We start from the raw sequence: 20,773 nt of genomic DNA on the forward strand, positions 1-20,773 counted from the left end.
CATGTTGCATTTTATTCGCCCAGAGTGGCTTTTCGCCCTACTGCCAGTCGCGTTAGTCAGTTTGTTATTTTGGCGTAGACACAGCCAGCAATCAGCTTGGAAACAATACATAGCACCGCATTTAAGTCAGTTATTGATCAATCAAAGCTCAGACAACAAAAGCCAACCTAAATGGTTGTTAATTGTGTGCTGGATTATCGCGGTGGTAGCCTTAGCCGGTCCTGCAGTTAATAAGCAAAATTTACCCGTGTTTGCCACCGAACAAGGCCGAGTGCTGATCATGGACATGTCATTGTCGATGTACGCCACCGATTTAAGCCCTAACCGTTTGTCATACGCCCGATTTAGAGCCACAGACTTATTGTCAGAGCTAAAAGAAGGTGAAACCGGCCTCATTGCCTACGCAGGTGATGCCTATACCATTAGCCCACTGACACGTGACAGCGCAACAATTTTAAATTTGCTGCCCACACTGTCACCAGAAATCATGCCGACCAAAGGGTCTAATCTGGCTTCTGCTCTCGCTCTTGCTGAGAATTTATTGGCACAAGGTGGACATGTTGGTGGTGATATAATTTTAATGACCGACGGCGTGTCAGACAGCCAATTTAATCAGGCCATTAAAACCTTAAAAAACAGTCGATATCGCTTATCGATTATGGCATTTGGCAGTCAACAAGGTGCCCCTATTCGCTTAGGTGATGGCCAATTGCTACGTGACAACAGCAACGAAGTCGTGGTCGCCAAAACAGATTACGCGTTATTGCAAAAGTTAGCTCAACAACATCAGGGCATACTGGTTCCAGCTCAAACTGATGGCAGTGATGTAAACACGCTCACCGAATGGTTAGCCATCGACGGCGAAGCCACCGAAACAGAGCTTGCGGGTGAATCATGGCAAGATTTAGGCCCATACCTAGCCATATTGCTGGTGTTGCCTATGCTGGTTAGTTTTCGCCAGGGCTTAATGACATTAGTGTTAAATCCACTCTTTCTACTTGGCGGGTTGATGAGCCTAAACGCAGTAAATAGCCAACCTGCACACGCATCGCTTTGGCAAGATTTATGGCAGACTCAAGACCAACAAGCGCAATCAGCGTTTGAACAAGGTGACTTTTCTCAAGCGGCTGGCACCTTTAACGACCCACAATGGCAAGCCTCAGCACACTATAAAGCGGGTGATTATCAGCAAGCACTTGAAGGTTTTGAGCAAGATAACAGCGCCAATGGCTTTTACAACCAAGGTAATGCATTAATGCAGTTCAATGATTATCAAGAAGCGATTAAGCGTTATCAGCAAGCCATTGAATTACAATCGCCCTTCGCCGGTGCCGAGCAAAACCTTGAGCTAGCCAAAGAGCTCCTTGAGCAACAGCAGCAGTCACCCTCACAAAATCAAGATCAATCTGGCGACGGTGAGCAATCAAACGATTCAAACGCTAATGCTGACCAATCTAATCAGGAAAGTAACTCATCATCTTCTGATCAATCGCAATCAGAACAAGGCAATGAGCCACAAGATAACCAGCAAAGCGGGCAACAATCACAAGACAATCCCCAAAGTGATCAGCAAAACCAACAATCATCGGGGCAAGATCAAACCAGTGAGCAAAATAGTTCGCCCAACAACGAATCTGAGCAGGCGCAACAAGATCAACAATTAGGCTCTCAACAAGACGATGCGCCGCAAGATCAACAGCAGTCGGCATCAAACACTGACGAGAAGGCTGATACCGAACAACAATCATCTCAATCAGGGCAATCCCCCAATGACAACGATGAGCCATTAAGTAATGAAGCAAGCATGCAAGCGGCGGCAGAAGCTGCAGAAGAGCAAGCTAATCAACAGCAACAACAAATGAGTGCGGGTAAAGCGTCACCAACGCCAGAAGAGCAACCTCAAGGCGAGCCTTCAGAGGTGGTTTCAGCAACACAAGTCAATCAAGATGATTTACCTGCAGACATGCAGCGGGCATTACGCGCCGTCAGTGAAGATCCGCAGGTGCTCATCCGCAATAAAATGCAACTTGAATATCAAAAACGTCGTCAAAATAGTCAACCGACTAAGGATAATGAACAGTGGTAATCAGAACTTTATGTAGCCTATTGCTATTTATTATTGCCTCACCGGCTTTTGCACTTAGCCAAGTACAAGCAACGGTCGATCGTAACCCCGTGGTTGCAGGCGAATACTTTGTACTCGATATTGTTGCCGATGACGACCTCAATGCCGGCGCCCTTGATACTTCTGTGTTATTACAAGACTTTATCGTTGGCCGAACCAGTGTTGGTCGTAGCACCAAAATGGTTAACTTTGACACCACACGCGAAACTCGTTGGCAGGTATTACTGTCGCCTAAAAGTATGGGCAGGGTGACCATTCCGGCCTTTAATATAAAAGGCGTTAGCTCAAATCCCATTAACTTAAATGTTATAGCGCAAGGCACTAAAGCTGATGAGCGACAAAATGTGTTTATTAAAGTGCAAACCAACGCATCTGAAGCTTACGTCGGCCAACTCATTACCTATAAAGTTAAGTTATACCTCGCAGTCGAACTGCAACGTGGAGTATTAAGTGCGCCTGACATTGAAGGCGCGCAGATTAAACAAATTGGTGAAGATAAAGACGGCACTGAAATACTTGATGGTCGCCGCTTTCGGGTAATAGAACGAACTTACGGCATTATTGCTGACTTGCCTGGTGAGTTAGTGATCAACGGGGCAAGCTTCTCCGGTGACGTATTAATAGAGGCTCAAAGACGTGGTGGCATGTTTGGTTTTAATGAAAGCCGCCCAATGCAAACAGAAGCTGAACGTGAAGTGATTCAAATCAACTCAATACCACCCAGTTATCAGGGTAAATGGCTGGTCAGCGACATTGTGATGTTAAAAGAAACCTGGCCGGAAGATGTTAGCGAATTTGAAGTGGGCAGCCCAATTACCCGCGCTATCAGCCTTATTGCTTCAAATACTGATGACACAAGCTTACCTGACATTGACATTCCGTTAGCTGAAGGATTAAAAGCTTACCCTGAAAAGCCCACAAGACAAACCTTTGTGCGTGACAATCAAGTGGTGTCGCAATACAGCTTAACAACCGCGATAGTACCGACAAAGCCTGGCACTTACACCTTACCTGAAATCCGCGTGCCCTGGTGGAACCCACATCTTAAAAAGCAGCAATTTGCCACATTACCAGAACGTACTATTAACGTTGTGGGTAGTAGTGCAACAACAACGGATATCCCAGCAGCCAACAGTTTTAGCGCTACTAGCAATCCGCAATATTGGCCTATCATCGCAGCAGTATTTGCCACACTATGGCTAATCACATTAGTGCTATGGCGCCGTGCAGTAGCGGCAAGTTACTCATACAATCCACAACCAAAGCCTAATGCACCGCGTAAAACCGCCACCACAGGCTTAAATGCCATTATTCATGCTTGCGATAGAAATGACAGCAGCGCGGCAATGACCGCAGTACAAGCCTACTTTAGTGAGCGTTTAGGCCAACCTATGACGCTCAGCCAAATTAGCGGTTTATCGGTCCCGCTGGCTAGCGCTATTCATAAACTGCAAGCCGATAAATACAGTCGTAAGCCGCAGACTATGGATAAAAAATCACTCATGGATGCCATTCTGGCTTACAAAGAGCAACCGCAATCCCACAAGAAATCACTTATCGCAGAATTAAACCCTTAACCCTTCACCTTTAAAAGGGTTTACCTCAATCGCCCCAGCTCAGATTGACCGCTGGGGTGATTTATCTTGCTATTACCACTAGAGCTTTTTAAGCTATTGAGCATGTTTAACTAAAAAAAGTTAAAAAATGTTCGGATCCCTACGAAAGAAAAAGGCTGATGTCGCGGTCTTATCTGACATGGTAACAAAACAACGACGATACGATAGCCTTGTCAGGGCACTTCATACCGACATATTCCGTTATGCCTTTTGGCTTTGTGGAGATAAACATGTTGCAGAAGACATCACTCAAGAAACGTTCTTAAGGGCATGGCGCTCTTTAGATTCTTTAAAAGATGATAAAGCCGCAAAAGCGTGGCTTATTACCATTTTACGCCGAGAAAATGCCAGACGTTTTGAGCGCAAACAATTTGACTACAGCGATGTTGAGCAAGATTTACTTGAAGATGTTTACTCTTCAAGCAATGAAGATGAAACAGAGCAATATTGGCTTCGTCGCCAAATAGGTAAGCTCGATATCGAATACCGAGAACCTTTGTTATTGCAACTGATTGGTGGATTTAGTGGCGATGAAATTGCCGATATGCTGGAATTGAACCGCAATACGGTCATGACGCGCCTATTCAGAGCTAGAAACCAATTAAAAGAAGCATTAGAAGCACCAGAGGTAAGAGGTCAATCAAATGGATGATCTACAATTTCGTCGTCAAGCATATGGCGACCCCAATAATCAATTCGACGAGTTTTTAGCGCACATTGCTGAAAATGAAGACGATGCTAAATTTGTCAAAGACCTAAAAGCATTTGACCAAAAATTGACTCAGGCATTGGCTATTGATGTACCTGAAGGTCTGGCTGATAAGTTATTATTGCGACAGCAATTAAGCCAACACCAACAGACCAAAAAGCATGGCCGATATATGATGGCCATGGCGGCATCGGTTGCCTTTGTCGTGGGCGTCAGTTTTAGCATGTTACGGTTTACCCCGGTGAATTTATCTGAGAACTCATTAGCACACGTTCACCATGAAACCAAAGCATTGGTGATGGAGCAAGATATTGGCTTTAATGATGTCAACTTTAAGCTTGCGAGCATAAAAGGCTTAAGTGATTCAAAATTCATCAAGCAGCCAGGGCGAGTGTTTTATACCTCTTATTGTGATTTTCAAGGGGTTAAGTCACTGCATTTGGTGATGGCTGATGAATTAGGAAATAAAGTGACATTGTTTATTGTACCTGCAGAAAGCCGCGTTGTATTAGAAGAAGCGTTTGCTGACAACCAATACAAAGGCCAGAGCTTTCAAACAGCTGATGCTTATATGGTCCTTGTTGGTGAACCCGCTTCTGATCTAGATTTTGTTAAAAAAGAAGTAGAAAACACCTTCATTTAGTCAAACCCGTTACCGAATAAAATCCGCTATTTCATTGAATAGCGGATTTTTTTTGATCATGAATAATACCAATTCCATTAATTATCTGGTCATTCAGCGGGAGTTCTGTGTCTTCTAGGCAAGTAATAGAATTGAAGGCATAGTTGCTCTCGGCAACTGCTCCTGCGTTGCTCTACCTTCTGCATCCATGCAGTCGTACGTCAAAATGCTATTAAGCAGCATAGAAGGCACAGAAACCCGCCTTGCAGGAAGCACTCAGACCGTTCATTTCTTTCATCGTCTTAGAAGGGAATAACCATTATTACAACAATGCGCCTCAAACTGAACAGTCTGAGTGACTCTGATTGGTCACATAATTAATGGAATTGGTATGCGTCAAAGTGTGAACCAGCGCAAAGTTCTGCTAGGATTGCGACATAAAAATAATTCACAGGACACAATATGGAAATTCAAACACCAATCATCATCACCTTTGTTGGCTATCTCGTTTTAATGATGGGTATCGGCTACTGGGCTTACCGCAAAACAGATACCGTCGATGATTACATTCTTGGCGGCCGAAAAATGGGCCCTGCGGTTACCGCTCTCAGCGTGGGTGCATCTGATATGTCGGGATGGCTATTATTAGGTCTGCCAGGTGCAGTTTACCTCAGTGGCTTAGGTGAAGCTTGGATTGGTTTTGGTCTCATTTTTGGTGCGTGGCTTAACTGGTTATTTGTCGCAAAACGTTTACGTATTTATACCCAAATGGCAGATAACTCGCTTACCCTGCCCGACTTTTTTGAAAATCGTTTTAACGACAGCCATGGGTTATTAAGACTGGTGTCGGCGGTAACCATTCTCATCTTTTTCACGTTCTACGCTTCTTCAGGCATGGTCGGTGGCGCCATTTTATTTGAGAAAGTCTTTGGCCTTGATTACACCTTAGCCTTACTCATTGGTTCATTTATTATTGTGTCATACACCTTCGTGGGTGGCTTTTTTGCCGTAAGCTGGACCGACTTTTTCCAAGGTTGTTTAATGCTAGTGGCCTTATTAATTGTGCCAGTCGCCATTTTCAGCCAACCCGACACGCAAACAGGGTTTGAGCAAATAGACCCTGCAATGCTGTCTTTTATTAATGAAAACACCACAACCTTAGGCTTGGTATCTTTGCTCGCTTGGGGCTTAGGCTATTTTGGTCAACCGCATATTCTGTCGCGTTTTATGGCCATTGGTAACCCTAAAGATCTTGTCTTGTCACGTCGCATCGCCATGAGCTGGATGGTGTTAGCATTAATAGGTGCATTAGCAACCGGCATCGCTGGCAGTTTATATTTTGCCGCCGAACCGCTCGAAAACTCAGAAACCGTATTTATCAACTTAGCGCACGTGGCATTCAACCCATGGATTGGTGGCATATTGATTGCGGCAATTCTCTCCGCCATTATGAGTACTATTGACTCACAATTATTGGTCTGTTCTAGTGTCATCACTGAAGATTTTTACCTTAAATGGTTGCGCCCAAAAGCCACTGATAAAGAATTAATGCTTGTTGGACGTTTTGGTGTTATCGCTATCGCTTTAGTTGCAGGTATTGTGGCGCTAAATCCAGACAGTAGCGTACTTGGCTTAGTAAGCTATGCCTGGGCAGGCTTTGGAGCTGCATTTGGACCAGTGGTATTAATGTCATTGTTTTGGCGTGGATTTAGCCGAAATGGTGCAGTGTTAACCATTATTGTCGGTGCCATTACGGTAGTGGTGTGGAAGCAATTAAGTGGCGGTATTTTTGATTTATACGAAATCGTCCCCGGCTTTATTCTTGCTACGGTAGTCGGTGTGGTTGTCAGTAAGTTATCACCACCAGCATCTAAAACAATGGCTGACTTTGATGATTTTAGTCAATCATTAAAGTCATAAAACCTTAATCCTTGAGTAAGCTGATAACACAACTTTCAGCTTACAACTGTCACATAACCTTAGGTTATATAAGGTTATGTGCGGTTTTATCACGATATTCTCTGCACCTGCCCCCATATCACATTAGATGATTTTTTCGTGCTCTATGGCTTAAAAACAACTTATTAATAAACATTAACTAATTGAATTCAGTGAGCTATCACTGATTAAATATTACATATACTACTATGCTTTCAAACACCTACACCATTCACGCAAAGCTAAATTAACGTAACATTAACAACGACTAACATCTGGTCGGAGTTGTTACATGGTGGCCACTTACCTAAGATGCCCCAGACTATAAGCCATGAGTGGTCATACGAGTTAACACTTGTACGTCATGGACATAATAAATGGGAAAATATAATGAACAAGTTTAACAAGACTTTATTAGCATCTGCGGTATTACTCGCCAGCGCACAAGCATCTGCAGCGGGTTTTCAATTAAATAGCCAATCAGCCACTGGTATTGGCCGTGCAATGGCCGGTGAAGCAGTGATTGCCGACAATGCATCGGTATTGTCACGCAACCCAGCAGCAATGGCTTTATTTGATGAAACGTCATTATCTTTAGGTGTGGTTTATGCCGACATCGATGTGTCAGTTTCTGATGTCACAGGCTCATACGGTGGCCAGGATGTTGATTATGGCAGCGAACACGATGCCGCAGAATCAAAAGTGATCCCCAACTTTTATTATATTAACCCAATCGATGATAAATGGGCCTTTGGTGTTGCCGCATTCAGCAACTATGGCACCGGTACAGATTTAACGGCATTAGCCGACAGAACCCCAACCGTGGATGGCAACGACGTTCCATTACCAACGCCGGTAGACTTATTGGGTAACACCGAAGTCATTACCGTGAACTTAAACACCAGTGTGTCGTATCGTATTAACGAGCAATGGAGCTTAGGTCTAGGTATTGATGCTGTTTATGGCAGCGGCACCTTAACCCGTTCCACCGAAAACTCACAAATTGGCAGTATTGTTGATGTTGAAGCCGATGGTTGGGCACTTGGTGGTATTGCGGGTGTTGTATATGAAATGAATAAAGATAATCGTTTTGGTTTAAGCTACCGTTTAAGCCCAACATTAACCGCTAAAGGTGATGTAAATTATGCTTATTCTGAATACAACGAAATTGATATCCCTATTGCTGATATAGCTCAGTTTGCCGGTTTCCACCAGCTAACCGATACCTTTGCCCTGCACTACACTGCGCAGTGGACCAACTGGAGTAAGTTTGACCGAATCGAAGTTGTTGACGGTGATAATGGTGTGGCAAAAGCTGACTTAAAAGAATACCACTGGAAAGACTCTTGGTTCTTAAGCTTAGGCGCAACTTATAACTTATCAGAAGATTGGACTTTGCGAGCAGGTATTGCCAGCGATGAAGGTGTTGTAGATGAGCACTCTTCGTTATCAATTCCAGATTCAGACCGTACTTGGTATACCGCGGGTGCAACTTACGATTTAACCAACAAGTCTAGCGTTGATTTTGGTATTGCATTTGTTCGCGGTGAAGATGTAACCGTATTAGAAGACAGCTCAATCTTACCTATGGTCACCGGACTAGACAGTGAGATTTCAGCACAAACTCGCTCTAATGCCGTTTATTACTCACTACAGTATAACTACAGCTTTTAAACTTTAACTTCATAGCGTTAAAAGCCGTACACAATACGTCAACTTATGACGTTAACCTGTTTTCACAAAACCGCCTTGCTCTGGGCGGTTTTTTTATACCTAAAAGTTATAATTTATAAAGTTTTTTCTACAGCGCTATTGCGTAAAAAACCAAAGTCCATTAGAATTTTCTTATAGACTTTATATAGGTGCTGTTATTATGTCTCGCTTATTCGCTTCTCTATCATTATTTTGTGCATTTTGTACTGTAACCTCAGTACCGCTATTTGCCTCCGAACCTCAATTTGACACTGTCACACTGGCATATACAACGTATGCTCAACCGCGGGTATTTGACGCAAAAGTGGAGGCAACAAAAGCCGCGACAGTGTCAGCACAAACCTCTGGGCGTATCATCAATGTTAATCACGACGTGAATGACTTAGTGCCTCAAGGTAGTGCGCTATTGGAAATCACCAATAAAGAACAAGGCGCAGAGCTTGCAGGGGCGGAAGCTGAACTCGCCAGAGCAGAAGCGATTAATAATGAAGCTCAGGCGCAATTTATTCGTTATAAAGAATTGTTTCCCAAAGGGGCTATTTCAAAAGGGGCTATGGATGAAGCAACAGCCGAAGCCAAAACATCAACACAAGCGGTTAGCGCTGCTAAAGCACAACTCATTAAAGCTAAAGAAAACCTCAACTATACCATTGTAAGTGCCCCCTTTAGTGGCCGCATGACCAAACGCTTTGTTGAGCAAGGTGAAACCATTTCTTATGGCCAGGCGTTGTTTTCTGGCTACGACAATGAACATCTTCGAGCAGTATTTCAAATACCCCAGCAAGATTTAGTCACCTTGCAACAGCTAGATAAAGTCAGCATTTTGCTGGCTAATGGCCAGATGATTTCAGCGACAGACATTAATCCGTTTAATTTTGCCGACCCGCAAACCCACAGTCATACTGTTCGGGTTAATTTTACTTATCTAAATAACACTGACGTACAGGTTGGCCAATGGGTAAAAGTCATAGCTGAACAAACCAGTAAGCCGAGTTTATTTGTCCCATTATCTGCGCTTCATCAAGTAGGCGACCTCAATTCTGTATACCGAAAAAGTGCTGACAAAATAGTGCTTAATCAAGTTCGCCTTGGTTTTATCGACAAACAAAAACAACAAGTAGAAGTATTATCAGGCTTAATGCCAGGTGATGAAGTTATTCTAGATGCCGCGCAGTATTTAATACATAGCCGTGCAGCTAAAGCGAAGGAGTAACTTATGTCTCCTGCAGAACGCTCAACTCGTTTAGGGATTTCGGGTCGTATAGCCAGTGCCTTTCAAAATAGTGCCATCACACCGTTATTAGCCATATTAGGCTTACTACTCGGTATTTTTGCGGTAATTATTACCCCAAAAGAAGAAGAGCCACAAATTGATGTGACTTTTGCTGACGTGTTTATTCCTTACCCTGGTGCGACGCCAACAGAAGTCGAAAACCAAGTCACTTTACCTGCAGAACAAATTATTTCTGAAATTAAAGGCATCGACACCCTGTATTCTTTTTCTCAACCTGACGGCGCCTTGATTATTGCTATCTTTGACGTAGGCGTACCACGTGATGAAGCGGTGGTTAATCTCTATAACCAGCTGTATTCAAATAGCGATAAATTTAACTACGCAGCCGGAATAGGCGAACCACTTATCAAACCTCGTGGCATTGATGATGTACCGATTGTAGGACTCACTTTGTGGTCTAACGATCCGAGTATGACAGCTGAGCAACTAACCTCGGTGTCATCAGTGCTCGAAACCGAATTAAAGCGTATTCCTGGTACTCGAGAGATTTATAGCCAAGGTGGGCATGAGTTAGTGCTCAACGTGCGTTTAGATCCAATCAAAATGAACAGTTATTCGGTAACATTTACGGATATCAGTGATGCATTGCAAGACAACAATCAAACCTCGGCCTTAGGGTCAATGACTCAATACAATCAAGAAATCAAACTGCAAACTGGGCAATTTTTACGTAATCTTGATGATGTCAAAAACCTATTAATCAAAGTTAACTCAGACACCACCACAGGCGCTGCTGGTGTGGTGTATTTATCTGACATTGCCGATATTCAATTACAAAGCGATATTCCTAAACAAAGCGTTTGGCATGTTAATCAACAAGGTAGTTACCCTGCTGTGACCATTGCGATAGGCAAGCAAGCGGGCGAAAATGCAGTTGATATCGCCGATGCCGTGTTAGCTAAAGTTGCAGCGGCCAACAATGTGCTGATCCCAGACAATGTGAACGTCGCGATTTCACGCAACTATGGCCAAACTGCCGGCGACAAATCCAATACCCTTATTTTCAAATTGATCTTTGCGACCTCTGCCGTGGTGCTGTTAGTGCTGTTCACAATGGGAGTACGCGAATCGGCGGTAGTGGGTATCGCCATTATCATTACACTGGCAATTACTTTATTTGCCTCATGGGCGTGGGGCTTCACCTTAAACCGAATTTCATTGTTTGCGCTGATCTTTTCGATAGGTATTTTGGTCGACGATGCCATTGTGGTGGTTGAAAATATCCACCGACATATGGCGTTGAGCAATAAACCCATGATTGAGCTTATCCCTGGTGCAGTTGATGAAGTGGGCGGCCCCACCATTTTAGCCACCTTTACGGTTATTGCAGCGTTGTTGCCAATGGCATTTGTATCCGGGCTAATGGGGCCTTACATGAGCCCTATTCCCATTAATGCCAGCATGGGGATGCTAATTTCGCTGTTAATTGCCTTTATTATGACGCCATGGTTAAGCGGCCATTTACTCAAAGAGCATAAACATCACAGTAATAGCGAACCTCATACCGAACCAGAAACAGCGCTAACTCGTTTTTTTACAACATTAATGAGCCCATTTTTAATCGGTGAACATGCCTCAAAAGCACGTAAAGGCTTAGCGCTTGGCATTATGTTGCTCATTGCATTTGCTGTAGCCTTACCGGTCTTTCAAGCAGTAGTGCTAAAAATGCTGCCATTTGATAATAAATCTGAGTTTCAGGTGATGGTCGACATGCCAGAAGGCACACCTGTTGAGCAAACACAGCGTGTACTGCAAGATTTAAGTCAATACCTTACAACCGTTGAAGAAATTGAGCATATTCAGCTCTATGCGGGCACCCATGCTCCAATGAACTTTAATGGCCTGGTAAGACATTACTTTTTAAGAAGCAGCCAAGAATTAGGTGACATTCAAGTTAACTTAGTCGATAAAAAACACCGTGATCGCGACAGCCACTCGATAGCATCATCGGTGCGTGAACCTTTGCAACGTATTGCCTTACAATACCAAGCCAACGTTAAAATTGTTGAGGTACCACCAGGACCACCAGTGTGGTCACCGATTGTTGCCGAAGTCTATGCTCCAACAACAGCGCTGCGCGAACAAGCCGCAAACGATTTACAACAGCGTTTTAACAATACTGATTACGTTGTTGATGTAGATATCTTTTTACCGGCACAACAACAGCAATGGCAAGTCAATATTGACCGCAATAAAGCCCGCTTACTGGGCGTGTCTTATAGCAGCATCATTAATGCCATTAATAGTGCCGTAAATGGCAACGATGCCAGTTATTTGCACCTTGAAGAACGTAAATACCCAACACCAATCCGTTTACAAGTTGCAGAGGCGGCAAAGGTCGATTTACAACAGGTATTGCAATTACGTTTACCAAACCAAACCGGGGCACAAATTGCCCTGGCTGAATTAGTGCAAGTGAAGCAACAAACCATCAATGCGCCAATAGTGCATAAAAACATGGTACCTATGATCATGGTTGTTGCGGATATGGCGGGCCCAACCGGGAGCCCTTTATATGGCATGTTCGACATGGTCAGCCAAATTAACCATGAAACCGAACAAGGCGAATTAGCCTATCCTATCGTTCAACGTTTTGTAGATCAGCCTGACGGCTTAACCGATGTGGCCATTTTATGGGATGGCGAATGGAAGATAACCTACGAAACCTTTAGAGACATGGGCATCGCTTATGCCGTTGGCATGATAGCCATTTACCTTCTTGTTGTTGGTCAATTTAAATCCTACATCGTGCCCTTAATCATTATGGCGCCTATTCCATTAACAATCATTGGTGTTATGCCAGGGCATGCGTTGTTAGGAGCACAATTTACCGCGCCGTCGATGATTGGGATGATTGCACTTGCCGGGATTATTGTTCGAAACTCGATATTACTGGTCGATTTTATTAACCAACAAACCGCAGCAGGCGTGCCATTTGAACAAGCCGTCATTCACTCTGGGGCTGTTCGTGCTAAACCCATCATGTTAACGGCTTTAGCTGCCATGATAGGTGCAATGTTTATTATTGATGACCCCATTTTTAATGGCTTAGCCATCAGCTTAATTTTCGGGATTTTTATCTCAACAATTTTAACGTTAATCGTTATTCCAGTGCTGTACTACACGGTCATGAAGACCAAGATGACAGCTAAAACACATTAATCAATGATTGTTATTTTACTGGGCACAAGCCCAAAGGAGCTCGATATGTCATTAGAAAGAAGCATTATGGCCTTTGCTGGCTTTATGATTTTGTTGTCTTTAGTGCTTATGGCAACCGTGAGTCAACATTTTATCTGGCTAACTGTGTTTGTTGGCGCTAACCTATTACAAAGCGCATTTACAGGCTTTTGCCCTGCAGCAATGATAATGAAAAAAATGGGTATCAAAACTGCGGCAGAATTAGCCTTAAACAAGTAACCTGAGCCAGGTATCACGAGTAAGGAACCTAGTGTTGAAAAAATCTATACTGATGACAATAAGATCATTATTAGCCGTGTGCTTTGTGGTTGGGACCAGTTTCGCAATCCCTGCGATGGCAACAGAGCAACAACCCGATATCGCATGGCAAAAAATAAATGCTAACGCGACACTAATTGATGTGCGTACCGCTGAAGAGTTTGCCGCAGGTCATATTAAAGGCGCGATTAATATTCCGTTTGACACCATAGTGCCGCAATTAGCCAAACTTAACCTAAGTAAAGATACTGAAGTCGTGCTGTATTGTCGTAGCGGTCGTCGTAGCAGCCTTGCTCAAGCTTCACTAATTGAACAAGGTTACAACAATACATACGATGCAGGTGGTTTGAACACCCTTATGTCAGCGCGTTAAATTTCAGTGTATTAAGTCAGCTTATTTCCTAAACTGTTGCTCAGATAACGCTTCCTGAGCATCAGTTTAATCAAAATCCGTCAATCGTCCTTAACAAAAAACCAAGACTAAGATGATTATTTTTTAGCCGCATAAACCTTGCTTAACCTCCTCGCAAGCATAAAGCGCTTTCATCAAAAAACACTTTAAAACCCTCTGCTTTCGAACAATAAACACCCAACCGAATAAGAATGTTAATTCATTAATAGCTAATATAAATTCAAAATCAACAGGTTGTATCATTTGTTCAAAAATAACAATTATTAACAATTTATTTACATGTGGTTATTTTTTGATTACATTTTATTCTGCTAAACAAACAGAGTTTAGCGCTAAAACATAATTAGAAAGACAAAAATTAACCCTGATAACATGGAAGATAAAATGAAAAATAATCAGAATAAAACGGTCGTGCTTAGCATGACAGCCCTCGCATTTGCGATTTCAACTCAGGTCAATGCTGCACCTGCTCCAGTGTCACTCTCTTCAACTAATCAACAAGTTGAGCAACAATCTCCCTTACCTAAACGTTATATCGTTAAGTTCAGAAACGACAATGCTGCTCAGGTCATCAATGATCTGGCGACAAGCCAAAGTGTTAACCAGGTTAGCGAAGCGAGCAGCATGGATTACCAACCGCGCACTAATGAGGTGTATAGCCACTTTAGAGCACTTAATAGTGTTCAAGCACGCGAAATGAAGCGCATTGGCCGCAGCAATAGTTATTCAACTAAGCTAGATAGCAGCTCAATTAGAGCACTGCGCCTTCGTCAAGATGTCGAATACGTTGAAGAAGACTTACCCCGTCGACTCATGGCTGAAACGACGCCTTGGGGTCAAACCTATGTCGGTGCAACCGTGCTTAGCGACAGCCAAACAGGTAATCGCAGTATTTGTATCATTGACTCAGGCTACGATCGCAGTCACAACGACTTAAGCGGTAACAATGTCACCGGAACCAACAACTCTGGCACAGGTAATTGGTATCAACCGGGCAATAATAATGCCCATGGAACTCACGTGGCAGGCACCATTGCAGCAATTGCTAACAATGAAGGCGTTGTGGGTGTAATGCCAAACCAAAATGCCAATATTCATGTCGTTAAAGTGTTTAACGAAGCTGGCTGGGGTTACTCTTCATCACTGGTTGCGGCTATCGATACCTGTGTCAACTCTGGCAACGCCAATGTCGTCACCATGAGCTTAGGCGGCAGTGGCTCAACGACCACCGAGCGTAATGCCTTAAATAGCCATTATAACAATGGCGTCTTATTAATTGCTGCGGCTGGTAATGCAGGCGACAGTAGTTATAGTTACCCGGCATCATACGACAGCGTCATGTCTGTAGCAGCCGTCGACAGTAACCGTGACCATGCCGCTTTTTCGCAATATACCGATCAAGTTGAAATTTCAGGTCCGGGTGAAGCTATTTTATCGACAGTGACCGTAGGCGAAGGCCGCACTGCAGATATTACCATTGCAGGGCAATCGTACTTTAACAGCGGCATCGTCCCCCATAACCGCTTAACGCCATCTGGCAGTAGTTACACTGCCGATCCTATCAATACATCAGCGACTGCCGCATTAGCTGAATGTACGGTTAATGGCACAAGCTTTAATTGTGGCAACATGAGCAATAAAATCTGTTTAGTGGAGCGTGTCGGAAACCAAGGTTCAAGCTACCCAGAAATTAACGCCGTTAAAGCCTGTAATACTGCAGGTGCAAGCGGAGTCATTGTGTACAGTAATAGCGCTTTACCTGGTTTACAAAACCCATTTTTAGTCGATGCTAATAGTGAAATCACGATTCCATCAATGTCGGTAGACCGTGCAACCGGTTTAGCCCTTCAGGCTAAAATAGGCCAATCTGCCACGGTGAGTAACTTGGGCAACCAAGATTATGAATACTATAACGGCACGTCAATGGCGACGCCGCACGTGTCGGGTGTAGCAACATTGGTGTGGAGTTATCACCCTGAATGTAGTGCCGCAGAAGTACGTGCTGCGCTTAATGCAACAGCCGATGATTTAAATGTGGCTGGACGTGATAATCAAACAGGCTTTGGTATGGTGAACGCAACAGCGGCTAAAGCCTACTTAGATGAGTCTTGTTCAGGCCCAACAGACCCAGGAAGCGGCAGTGGTGATAGCGACCTTGAAAATGGAGTCGCGAAGACTGGTCTCGCAGGTACTAGAAATGATGAGCTTTACTATTCATTAGACGTACCAGCAGGCGCTACAAACTTAAGCTTTACCATGAGTGGCGGTACGGGTGATGCAGACTTATATGTGCAATATGGCGCGTCTCCGACGACCAGCAGCTACGATTGCCGTCCATGGAAGAGTGGTAACGCTGAATCTTGCCCAATCGCTACTGCACAATCTGGTACATATTACGTGATGGTACAAGGTTACAGTGCATTTAGTGGCGTAAGTTTAGTGGCCAACTATACCGCATCGGGCTCTGGAAGTGGCACAGGCACTGGCGGCGCAGCAACCTACACCAACACTAATAACTACTCGATTCCAGATAACAATACCACAGGGATCACCAGCCCTATCACTGTCTCTCGTACAGGTGATTCAGGCACAGTGTCGGTGTCACTCGGGGTCATTCACACCTATATCGGTGATTTGAAAGTCCAATTGAGCAGCCCAAGTGGTCAAACAGTGGTGCTGCATAACAATACCGGAGGCTCAGCCGACAATATTAACCAAACTTACAGCGCAAACATGACGGGTGTTGAGTCTAGCGGCGTGTGGACACTCAAAGCGGTTGATAATGCGAACCGAGATACTGGTTATATTGATACCTGGAGCTTAAGCTTCCAGTAATCATCCGTTAACAATGATTGATGAATGAAAAATAGCCACATAATGTGGCTATTTTTATATTTAGCATTCAGTAAGAATATTAAAAATGTGGCTGAACAGTATTTAATACCGCAGGTTGTTGAATTTTACTGATCACCTCAAAAATTGATGCAAATGAGTTTGGTGTGCTCACATCGACCGCTAGCTTCAATCTGCGAGCAATATCGTTGGCAGATAATACCCCACGAATCGCATGATTTTTTCTGTCGAGCACTAAGCAATGCTGTTGGCCTGCTGACTGTAACGTTTCAATCACATCACCAATTCTGGCATAAGTTAAATCTTCATAATCAATGGCTTTTAACTGATCTTTTGCAATCATAAAGTCTGTGACTTTAAGCTGTTCACGTTGATGGCCTTCGGCAACGCGTTTTAGAATTTCTTGATTATGTAACGACTCAAAGCTGATTAACCCTATAAACTCATGCTTATTATTAATCACTAATTTGAGTCGCACGTGAGATTTTTGCATTAAACTTTCCACTTCTACTGCGGACGAGTTTGATTCAATAACCAACGGGGTGACTTTTTTAAAATCGGTAAAAATATTGATAGCAGAAGAGAGTAAAGAGATATCTTCATGAGCTTCTGGAGAGGTTAATTCATCGATTTTTTCTACTGGATAAAGGGCAAGTTTTTTCACAATAACATCCTTAACACACAACCATTGCAAAACAAAAAAGATAATTATCAATGTGTTATTTTAATTATCTTATTTAAAACATGCTTTGATTATCTGCCTGAGATTTTATGAGTACAATACCCTTAAGATTAAAGTTTATTCACAATTGCCAAATTAAGGTTAAATTAACTTTTACATGATAGCCAATCTGCTAGCGGGTAAACCTTTATATTTAGCAAACCCTCAAATTGATATTAGCTACTTGATATTAGCTACACTGACTTTAAGCTTTCTGGCTCTATTAACACACTATTCTCATTGTCAGATAACCATACCTGCCCTTCACTGATACTGACTTGAAGCGCCATATTACGAGTCACAAATACCGCAAGCTGCTTTACGGCGTCTTCAGGAAAGTTAACCACCGACAAGTTATCATAGCGACTTAATGCTTGTTGATTTTGCTGCCACCAAATAGGCACACTACGCCCACCATAAGTATATAAAATAACTTGCTTAGCGCGACCACTGGCTTTACGTAACCATTTTTCGTCCGCCTGGCCAAACTCAACCCACACGTTAATTTCATCACTTAAACTTTTGTCCCACAGCTCAGCTTCATCATCAACACACAAACCTTTACTAAAAGCCAAGGTATCCGATGCATTCAATGCAAAAGCCAATAAACGTACCATCATACGGGTATCTGTTTCTGAAGGGTGTTGCGCCAGAGTCAACGCATGATCGGCGTAATAGTGGCGGTCCATGTCGGCAATTTGGAGTGCAACTTTAAATACAGTAGCTTTAGCGGCCATTGGGGATCTCGATAGACATAAAAAAGCCGAGTCTACTACAAAGTACACTCGGCGTGTTAGTTGCTAGAGCGGATATGAGCTATAACGCGCCGGGACGTAAATGCTTTGCCATTGGGAAATAGGCAATGAGTTGAGCTATTTTATCTGGCGCAGCCACTATTAACATGCGATCGCCTTGTTCATATTGATTGGCGATATCACTGAGTTTAGGGATCTGAGTTCGATTAGCATCTCGGCGTAAAAGCTCGTTAATCTCACTATTAAGTGGCTCATCACTGAAAATGACATCAAGCTTTTGCAGTAATGGCATTGCTGCAATCGGTAATAAATTTGCGGGTGTACGCTCCGTCAGTAACAGTATTTCACCTTGGCGTGTCATGTCTTTAAAAGCATCTGCATAGCGCTGCTCGGTAAGGTTATCGAACCTATCTTGGTTGCTGTTAAAAAAACGTTCCCAAAATAGTCGACGATCTTTAACGCCGGCTAAGCTTTGCTGAACCTCTTCACGTTTACTGGCAACAAAGTCAAACAATGGTGCTAATGATGCCGGTAACATGGTTTCTAATCGAGAACGAATTGTTCTGGCAAATACAGGCGCTGCCCCTGCGGTGCTAATTGCTACAACTAAACGGCCACGATCCACAATTGATGGGGTGATAAACCGGCAATATCCCGGGTTATCAACCACATTAACCCAAATACCACGATCATTAGCGATATCAGCAAAGTCCATATTCAACTGCTCATTTGCAGTCGCTAAATACACAATGTCAATATCGGCAATATCATCTTGAGTGACTGGACGACGAGATAAGCGAATGCGCCCTTGTTGGTGATAAGTATCAATATCGGCGGCAATATCTGGGGCAATGACATGGATAACAGCATCGGTACGTGCCAGTAAGTCAAGCTTACGTGTAGCAACCTCACCAGCGCCTACGAGTAAAACCCGTAACCCCTGGGTATCAACAAACAGCGGAAAATATTGCATTGATTTCTCAGTCTTGCACGATAGGAAATTGATGTTGGATCCAAGCGCGATAACCGCCAATCATAGATGCAACCTGAGTGTACCCCATAACTTGTAAATTATACGCGGCTAATGCTGCACGTTGGCCTGCGCCACAATAAAGTAAAATAGGTACGCTTTTATCTGGAAAACGTTGCTCAATATCACGTTCAATAATGCCTCGACTCAAATGCTTAGCTTTGGGTAAATGACCTTGGAGCCACTCATTATCTTCACGTACATCGATAAGTTGCCATTGGTCTTGTTGTTGATATTGTTCGATGGTCAACAGCCTAATATGAGGTATGACAGATTCGACGAGACTGGCAAAGGCTGGGGATGCTTGCATAACGAGTCCTTAAATAAGATAACGCCACGGTGTTGTGGCAACTAATTAATGGAATTAGTATAAATACGCCATAACCGATAAAAAGGTTTATCAAATAGTTTAAGAAAATAATAAACTTACACAAGTGTTTAAAGACATTATTCTCGAGATATTATTCAGTTTTACGACACATTACGCGTTATGCATTTCACTTTTTTGTGCACTGCAATGCCAGCATAATTCAAAACTACCTTCATTCATTTCATGGCATTGCATGCATTGCCATTGAGGTTGTTCTATATCGAGAGAGTCTAGTAAGGCTTGAGCGGCAGCGAGCTGACTGTCCATAACCCACAGCTCAACGGTCTGCATTTCTATTGGCAGGCCGCCCACGCCACCAATCAACGCTTCGCCTTTAAGATCAACATCAATTCCGCTGGTTTCCAGCAGTCCTTTCCATGTGTGAGCCTGTAACAAATTACCACCGGCTAGTAATACTTTTCGTTGTTGCATGCGTTATCCTACTGCATTGCTCTTGCTGGCAAATTTGTTTCATCCTACTGCCTCAACCAAAATCTGTCGAGCACTGTTTATAAATTGGACATTTTTAATAAATAATGATTACCTTAGTTAACTATTATTTATAAATAACAGGATCCTAAATGAGTAAAATTGTCTTAAAGGGTGTATTTCAAATTACAGCGTGGAATGAGTCAGCCTATGCGGAACATAATGACGGTAGTAAGCAAACCATTGCTGAGATTAGCCAAAGCTACTCGGGGGATGTTTCTGGTGCAGCAGACATTAGATATATTATGTCGCACCAACAAGACACTAAAGCTGCATTTACGGGTATTGAACACTTAACAATCACCACTCCTGAAATCGCGGGCACCATAGTGTTATTGCATAATGGCACATTTGCTCAAGGTGTCGCACAAAGCCAATTTACGGTTGTAGAAGGATCTGGAACAAACAATTTGCTGGGCTATATTGGTCACGGAGAATTTACTTCAACAGAAAATGGCCAGGCTGATTATGTCATTACATTAAACTTAGCATAAACACGCTAGAGCCTGTAAATGGGCGAAGTGATGCCACAAGGAGCCTCAATACTCATACTAAAATCAATCAAACATGGTTATTTTAGAAACAATAATTTCTGTTAAACAATTGTATAGAGAATTGTTTAGCAACAATATTTACACTACACTGTACAATAAAATTGAGGCCTAAT

Annotated in this window: 17 protein-coding genes; 12 read left to right on the top strand and 5 right to left on the bottom strand. The window is 43.1% G+C overall.

The window, feature by feature from the left end:
• Window position 1 precedes the first annotated feature (1 nt).
• From IEY48_RS13685 to IEY48_RS13735, 11 genes are all read left to right on the top strand, one after another.
• Window positions 2-2,086: a VWA domain-containing protein gene (locus IEY48_RS13685; protein WP_283106262.1), complete on the top strand. Its 2,085-nt coding sequence runs from the start codon at window positions 2-4 to the stop codon at window positions 2,084-2,086.
• On the top strand, window positions 2,080-3,702 hold the full coding sequence (locus IEY48_RS13690) for a BatD family protein (RefSeq protein ID WP_188921240.1): 1,623 nt from the start codon (window positions 2,080-2,082) through the stop codon (window positions 3,700-3,702). The genes IEY48_RS13685 and IEY48_RS13690 overlap by 7 nt, the downstream gene beginning before the upstream one ends.
• Window positions 3,703-3,829: 127 nt before the next feature.
• Window positions 3,830-4,393: a sigma-70 family RNA polymerase sigma factor gene (locus tag IEY48_RS13695; RefSeq protein ID WP_188921242.1), complete on the top strand. Its 564-nt coding sequence runs from the start codon at window positions 3,830-3,832 to the stop codon at window positions 4,391-4,393.
• Entirely contained in the window at window positions 4,386-5,093 is a 708-nt protein-coding gene (locus tag IEY48_RS13700) for a DUF3379 domain-containing protein (RefSeq protein ID WP_188921244.1), read from the top strand. Before IEY48_RS13695 ends, IEY48_RS13700 begins: the two co-directional genes overlap by 8 nt.
• A gap of 441 nt (window positions 5,094-5,534) precedes the next feature.
• The gene (gene putP, locus IEY48_RS13705; protein WP_188921246.1) at window positions 5,535-6,992 is read left to right on the top strand and encodes a sodium/proline symporter PutP; all 1,458 of its coding nucleotides are present in this window, start codon (window positions 5,535-5,537) and stop codon (window positions 6,990-6,992) included.
• Between the two features lie 408 nt (window positions 6,993-7,400).
• A complete protein-coding gene (locus tag IEY48_RS13710) occupies window positions 7,401-8,684 on the top strand; it encodes an outer membrane protein transport protein (RefSeq protein ID WP_188921248.1) in 1,284 nt (427 codons plus the stop codon).
• A gap of 199 nt (window positions 8,685-8,883) precedes the next feature.
• Window positions 8,884-9,936 (top strand): efflux RND transporter periplasmic adaptor subunit, encoded by a 1,053-nt coding sequence (locus IEY48_RS13715; protein WP_188921250.1) that lies wholly within the window; start codon window positions 8,884-8,886, stop codon window positions 9,934-9,936.
• 3 nt (window positions 9,937-9,939) lie between these two features.
• Window positions 9,940-13,179, top strand: coding sequence for an efflux RND transporter permease subunit (locus IEY48_RS13720; RefSeq protein WP_188921253.1), 3,240 nt, complete (start codon window positions 9,940-9,942; stop codon window positions 13,177-13,179).
• Between the two features lie 45 nt (window positions 13,180-13,224).
• Window positions 13,225-13,437, top strand: a complete 213-nt coding sequence (locus IEY48_RS13725; protein WP_188921255.1) for a YgaP family membrane protein — start codon at window positions 13,225-13,227, stop codon at window positions 13,435-13,437.
• 31 nt (window positions 13,438-13,468) lie between these two features.
• Window positions 13,469-13,849 carry a rhodanese-like domain-containing protein gene (locus tag IEY48_RS13730; protein ID WP_229786470.1) on the top strand — a complete coding sequence of 127 codons (381 nt, stop codon included), beginning with the start codon at window positions 13,469-13,471 and terminating at the stop codon, window positions 13,847-13,849.
• A gap of 423 nt (window positions 13,850-14,272) precedes the next feature.
• Window positions 14,273-16,723 (top strand): S8 family serine peptidase, encoded by a 2,451-nt coding sequence (locus IEY48_RS13735; protein WP_188921258.1) that lies wholly within the window; start codon window positions 14,273-14,275, stop codon window positions 16,721-16,723.
• Window positions 16,724-16,802: 79 nt separating this feature from the next.
• Here IEY48_RS13735 and IEY48_RS13740 read toward each other — a convergent pair whose 3' ends face one another.
• The 5 genes from IEY48_RS13740 to IEY48_RS13760 all read right to left on the bottom strand — a co-directional run bounded on the left by IEY48_RS13740 (window position 16,803) and on the right by IEY48_RS13760 (window position 20,049).
• Window positions 16,803-17,405: a CBS domain-containing protein gene (locus IEY48_RS13740; RefSeq protein ID WP_229786471.1), complete on the bottom strand. Its 603-nt coding sequence runs from the start codon at window positions 17,403-17,405 to the stop codon at window positions 16,803-16,805.
• A gap of 251 nt (window positions 17,406-17,656) precedes the next feature.
• Window positions 17,657-18,199 carry a YaeQ family protein gene (locus IEY48_RS13745; protein ID WP_188921260.1) on the bottom strand — a complete coding sequence of 181 codons (543 nt, stop codon included), beginning with the start codon at window positions 18,197-18,199 and terminating at the stop codon, window positions 17,657-17,659.
• Between the two features lie 79 nt (window positions 18,200-18,278).
• On the bottom strand, window positions 18,279-19,190 hold the full coding sequence (locus IEY48_RS13750) for a precorrin-2 dehydrogenase/sirohydrochlorin ferrochelatase family protein (RefSeq protein WP_188921262.1): 912 nt from the start codon (window positions 19,188-19,190) through the stop codon (window positions 18,279-18,281).
• A gap of 7 nt (window positions 19,191-19,197) precedes the next feature.
• A complete protein-coding gene (locus tag IEY48_RS13755) occupies window positions 19,198-19,557 on the bottom strand; it encodes a rhodanese-like domain-containing protein (RefSeq protein WP_188921264.1) in 360 nt (119 codons plus the stop codon).
• Between the two features lie 171 nt (window positions 19,558-19,728).
• Window positions 19,729-20,049, bottom strand: coding sequence for a putative signal transducing protein (locus IEY48_RS13760; RefSeq protein WP_188921266.1), 321 nt, complete (start codon window positions 20,047-20,049; stop codon window positions 19,729-19,731).
• Between the two features lie 149 nt (window positions 20,050-20,198).
• On the opposite strand from IEY48_RS13760, the gene IEY48_RS13765 reads away from it, so the two are divergent.
• Window positions 20,199-20,600, top strand: a complete 402-nt coding sequence (locus IEY48_RS13765) for a DUF3224 domain-containing protein (RefSeq protein ID WP_188921268.1) — start codon at window positions 20,199-20,201, stop codon at window positions 20,598-20,600.
• The last annotated feature ends 173 nt before the right edge of the window (window positions 20,601-20,773 follow it).

It is taken from the genome of Shewanella saliphila, assembly GCF_014648295.1.
GTDB classification, from domain to species: Bacteria; Pseudomonadota; Gammaproteobacteria; order Enterobacterales; family Shewanellaceae; genus Shewanella; species Shewanella saliphila.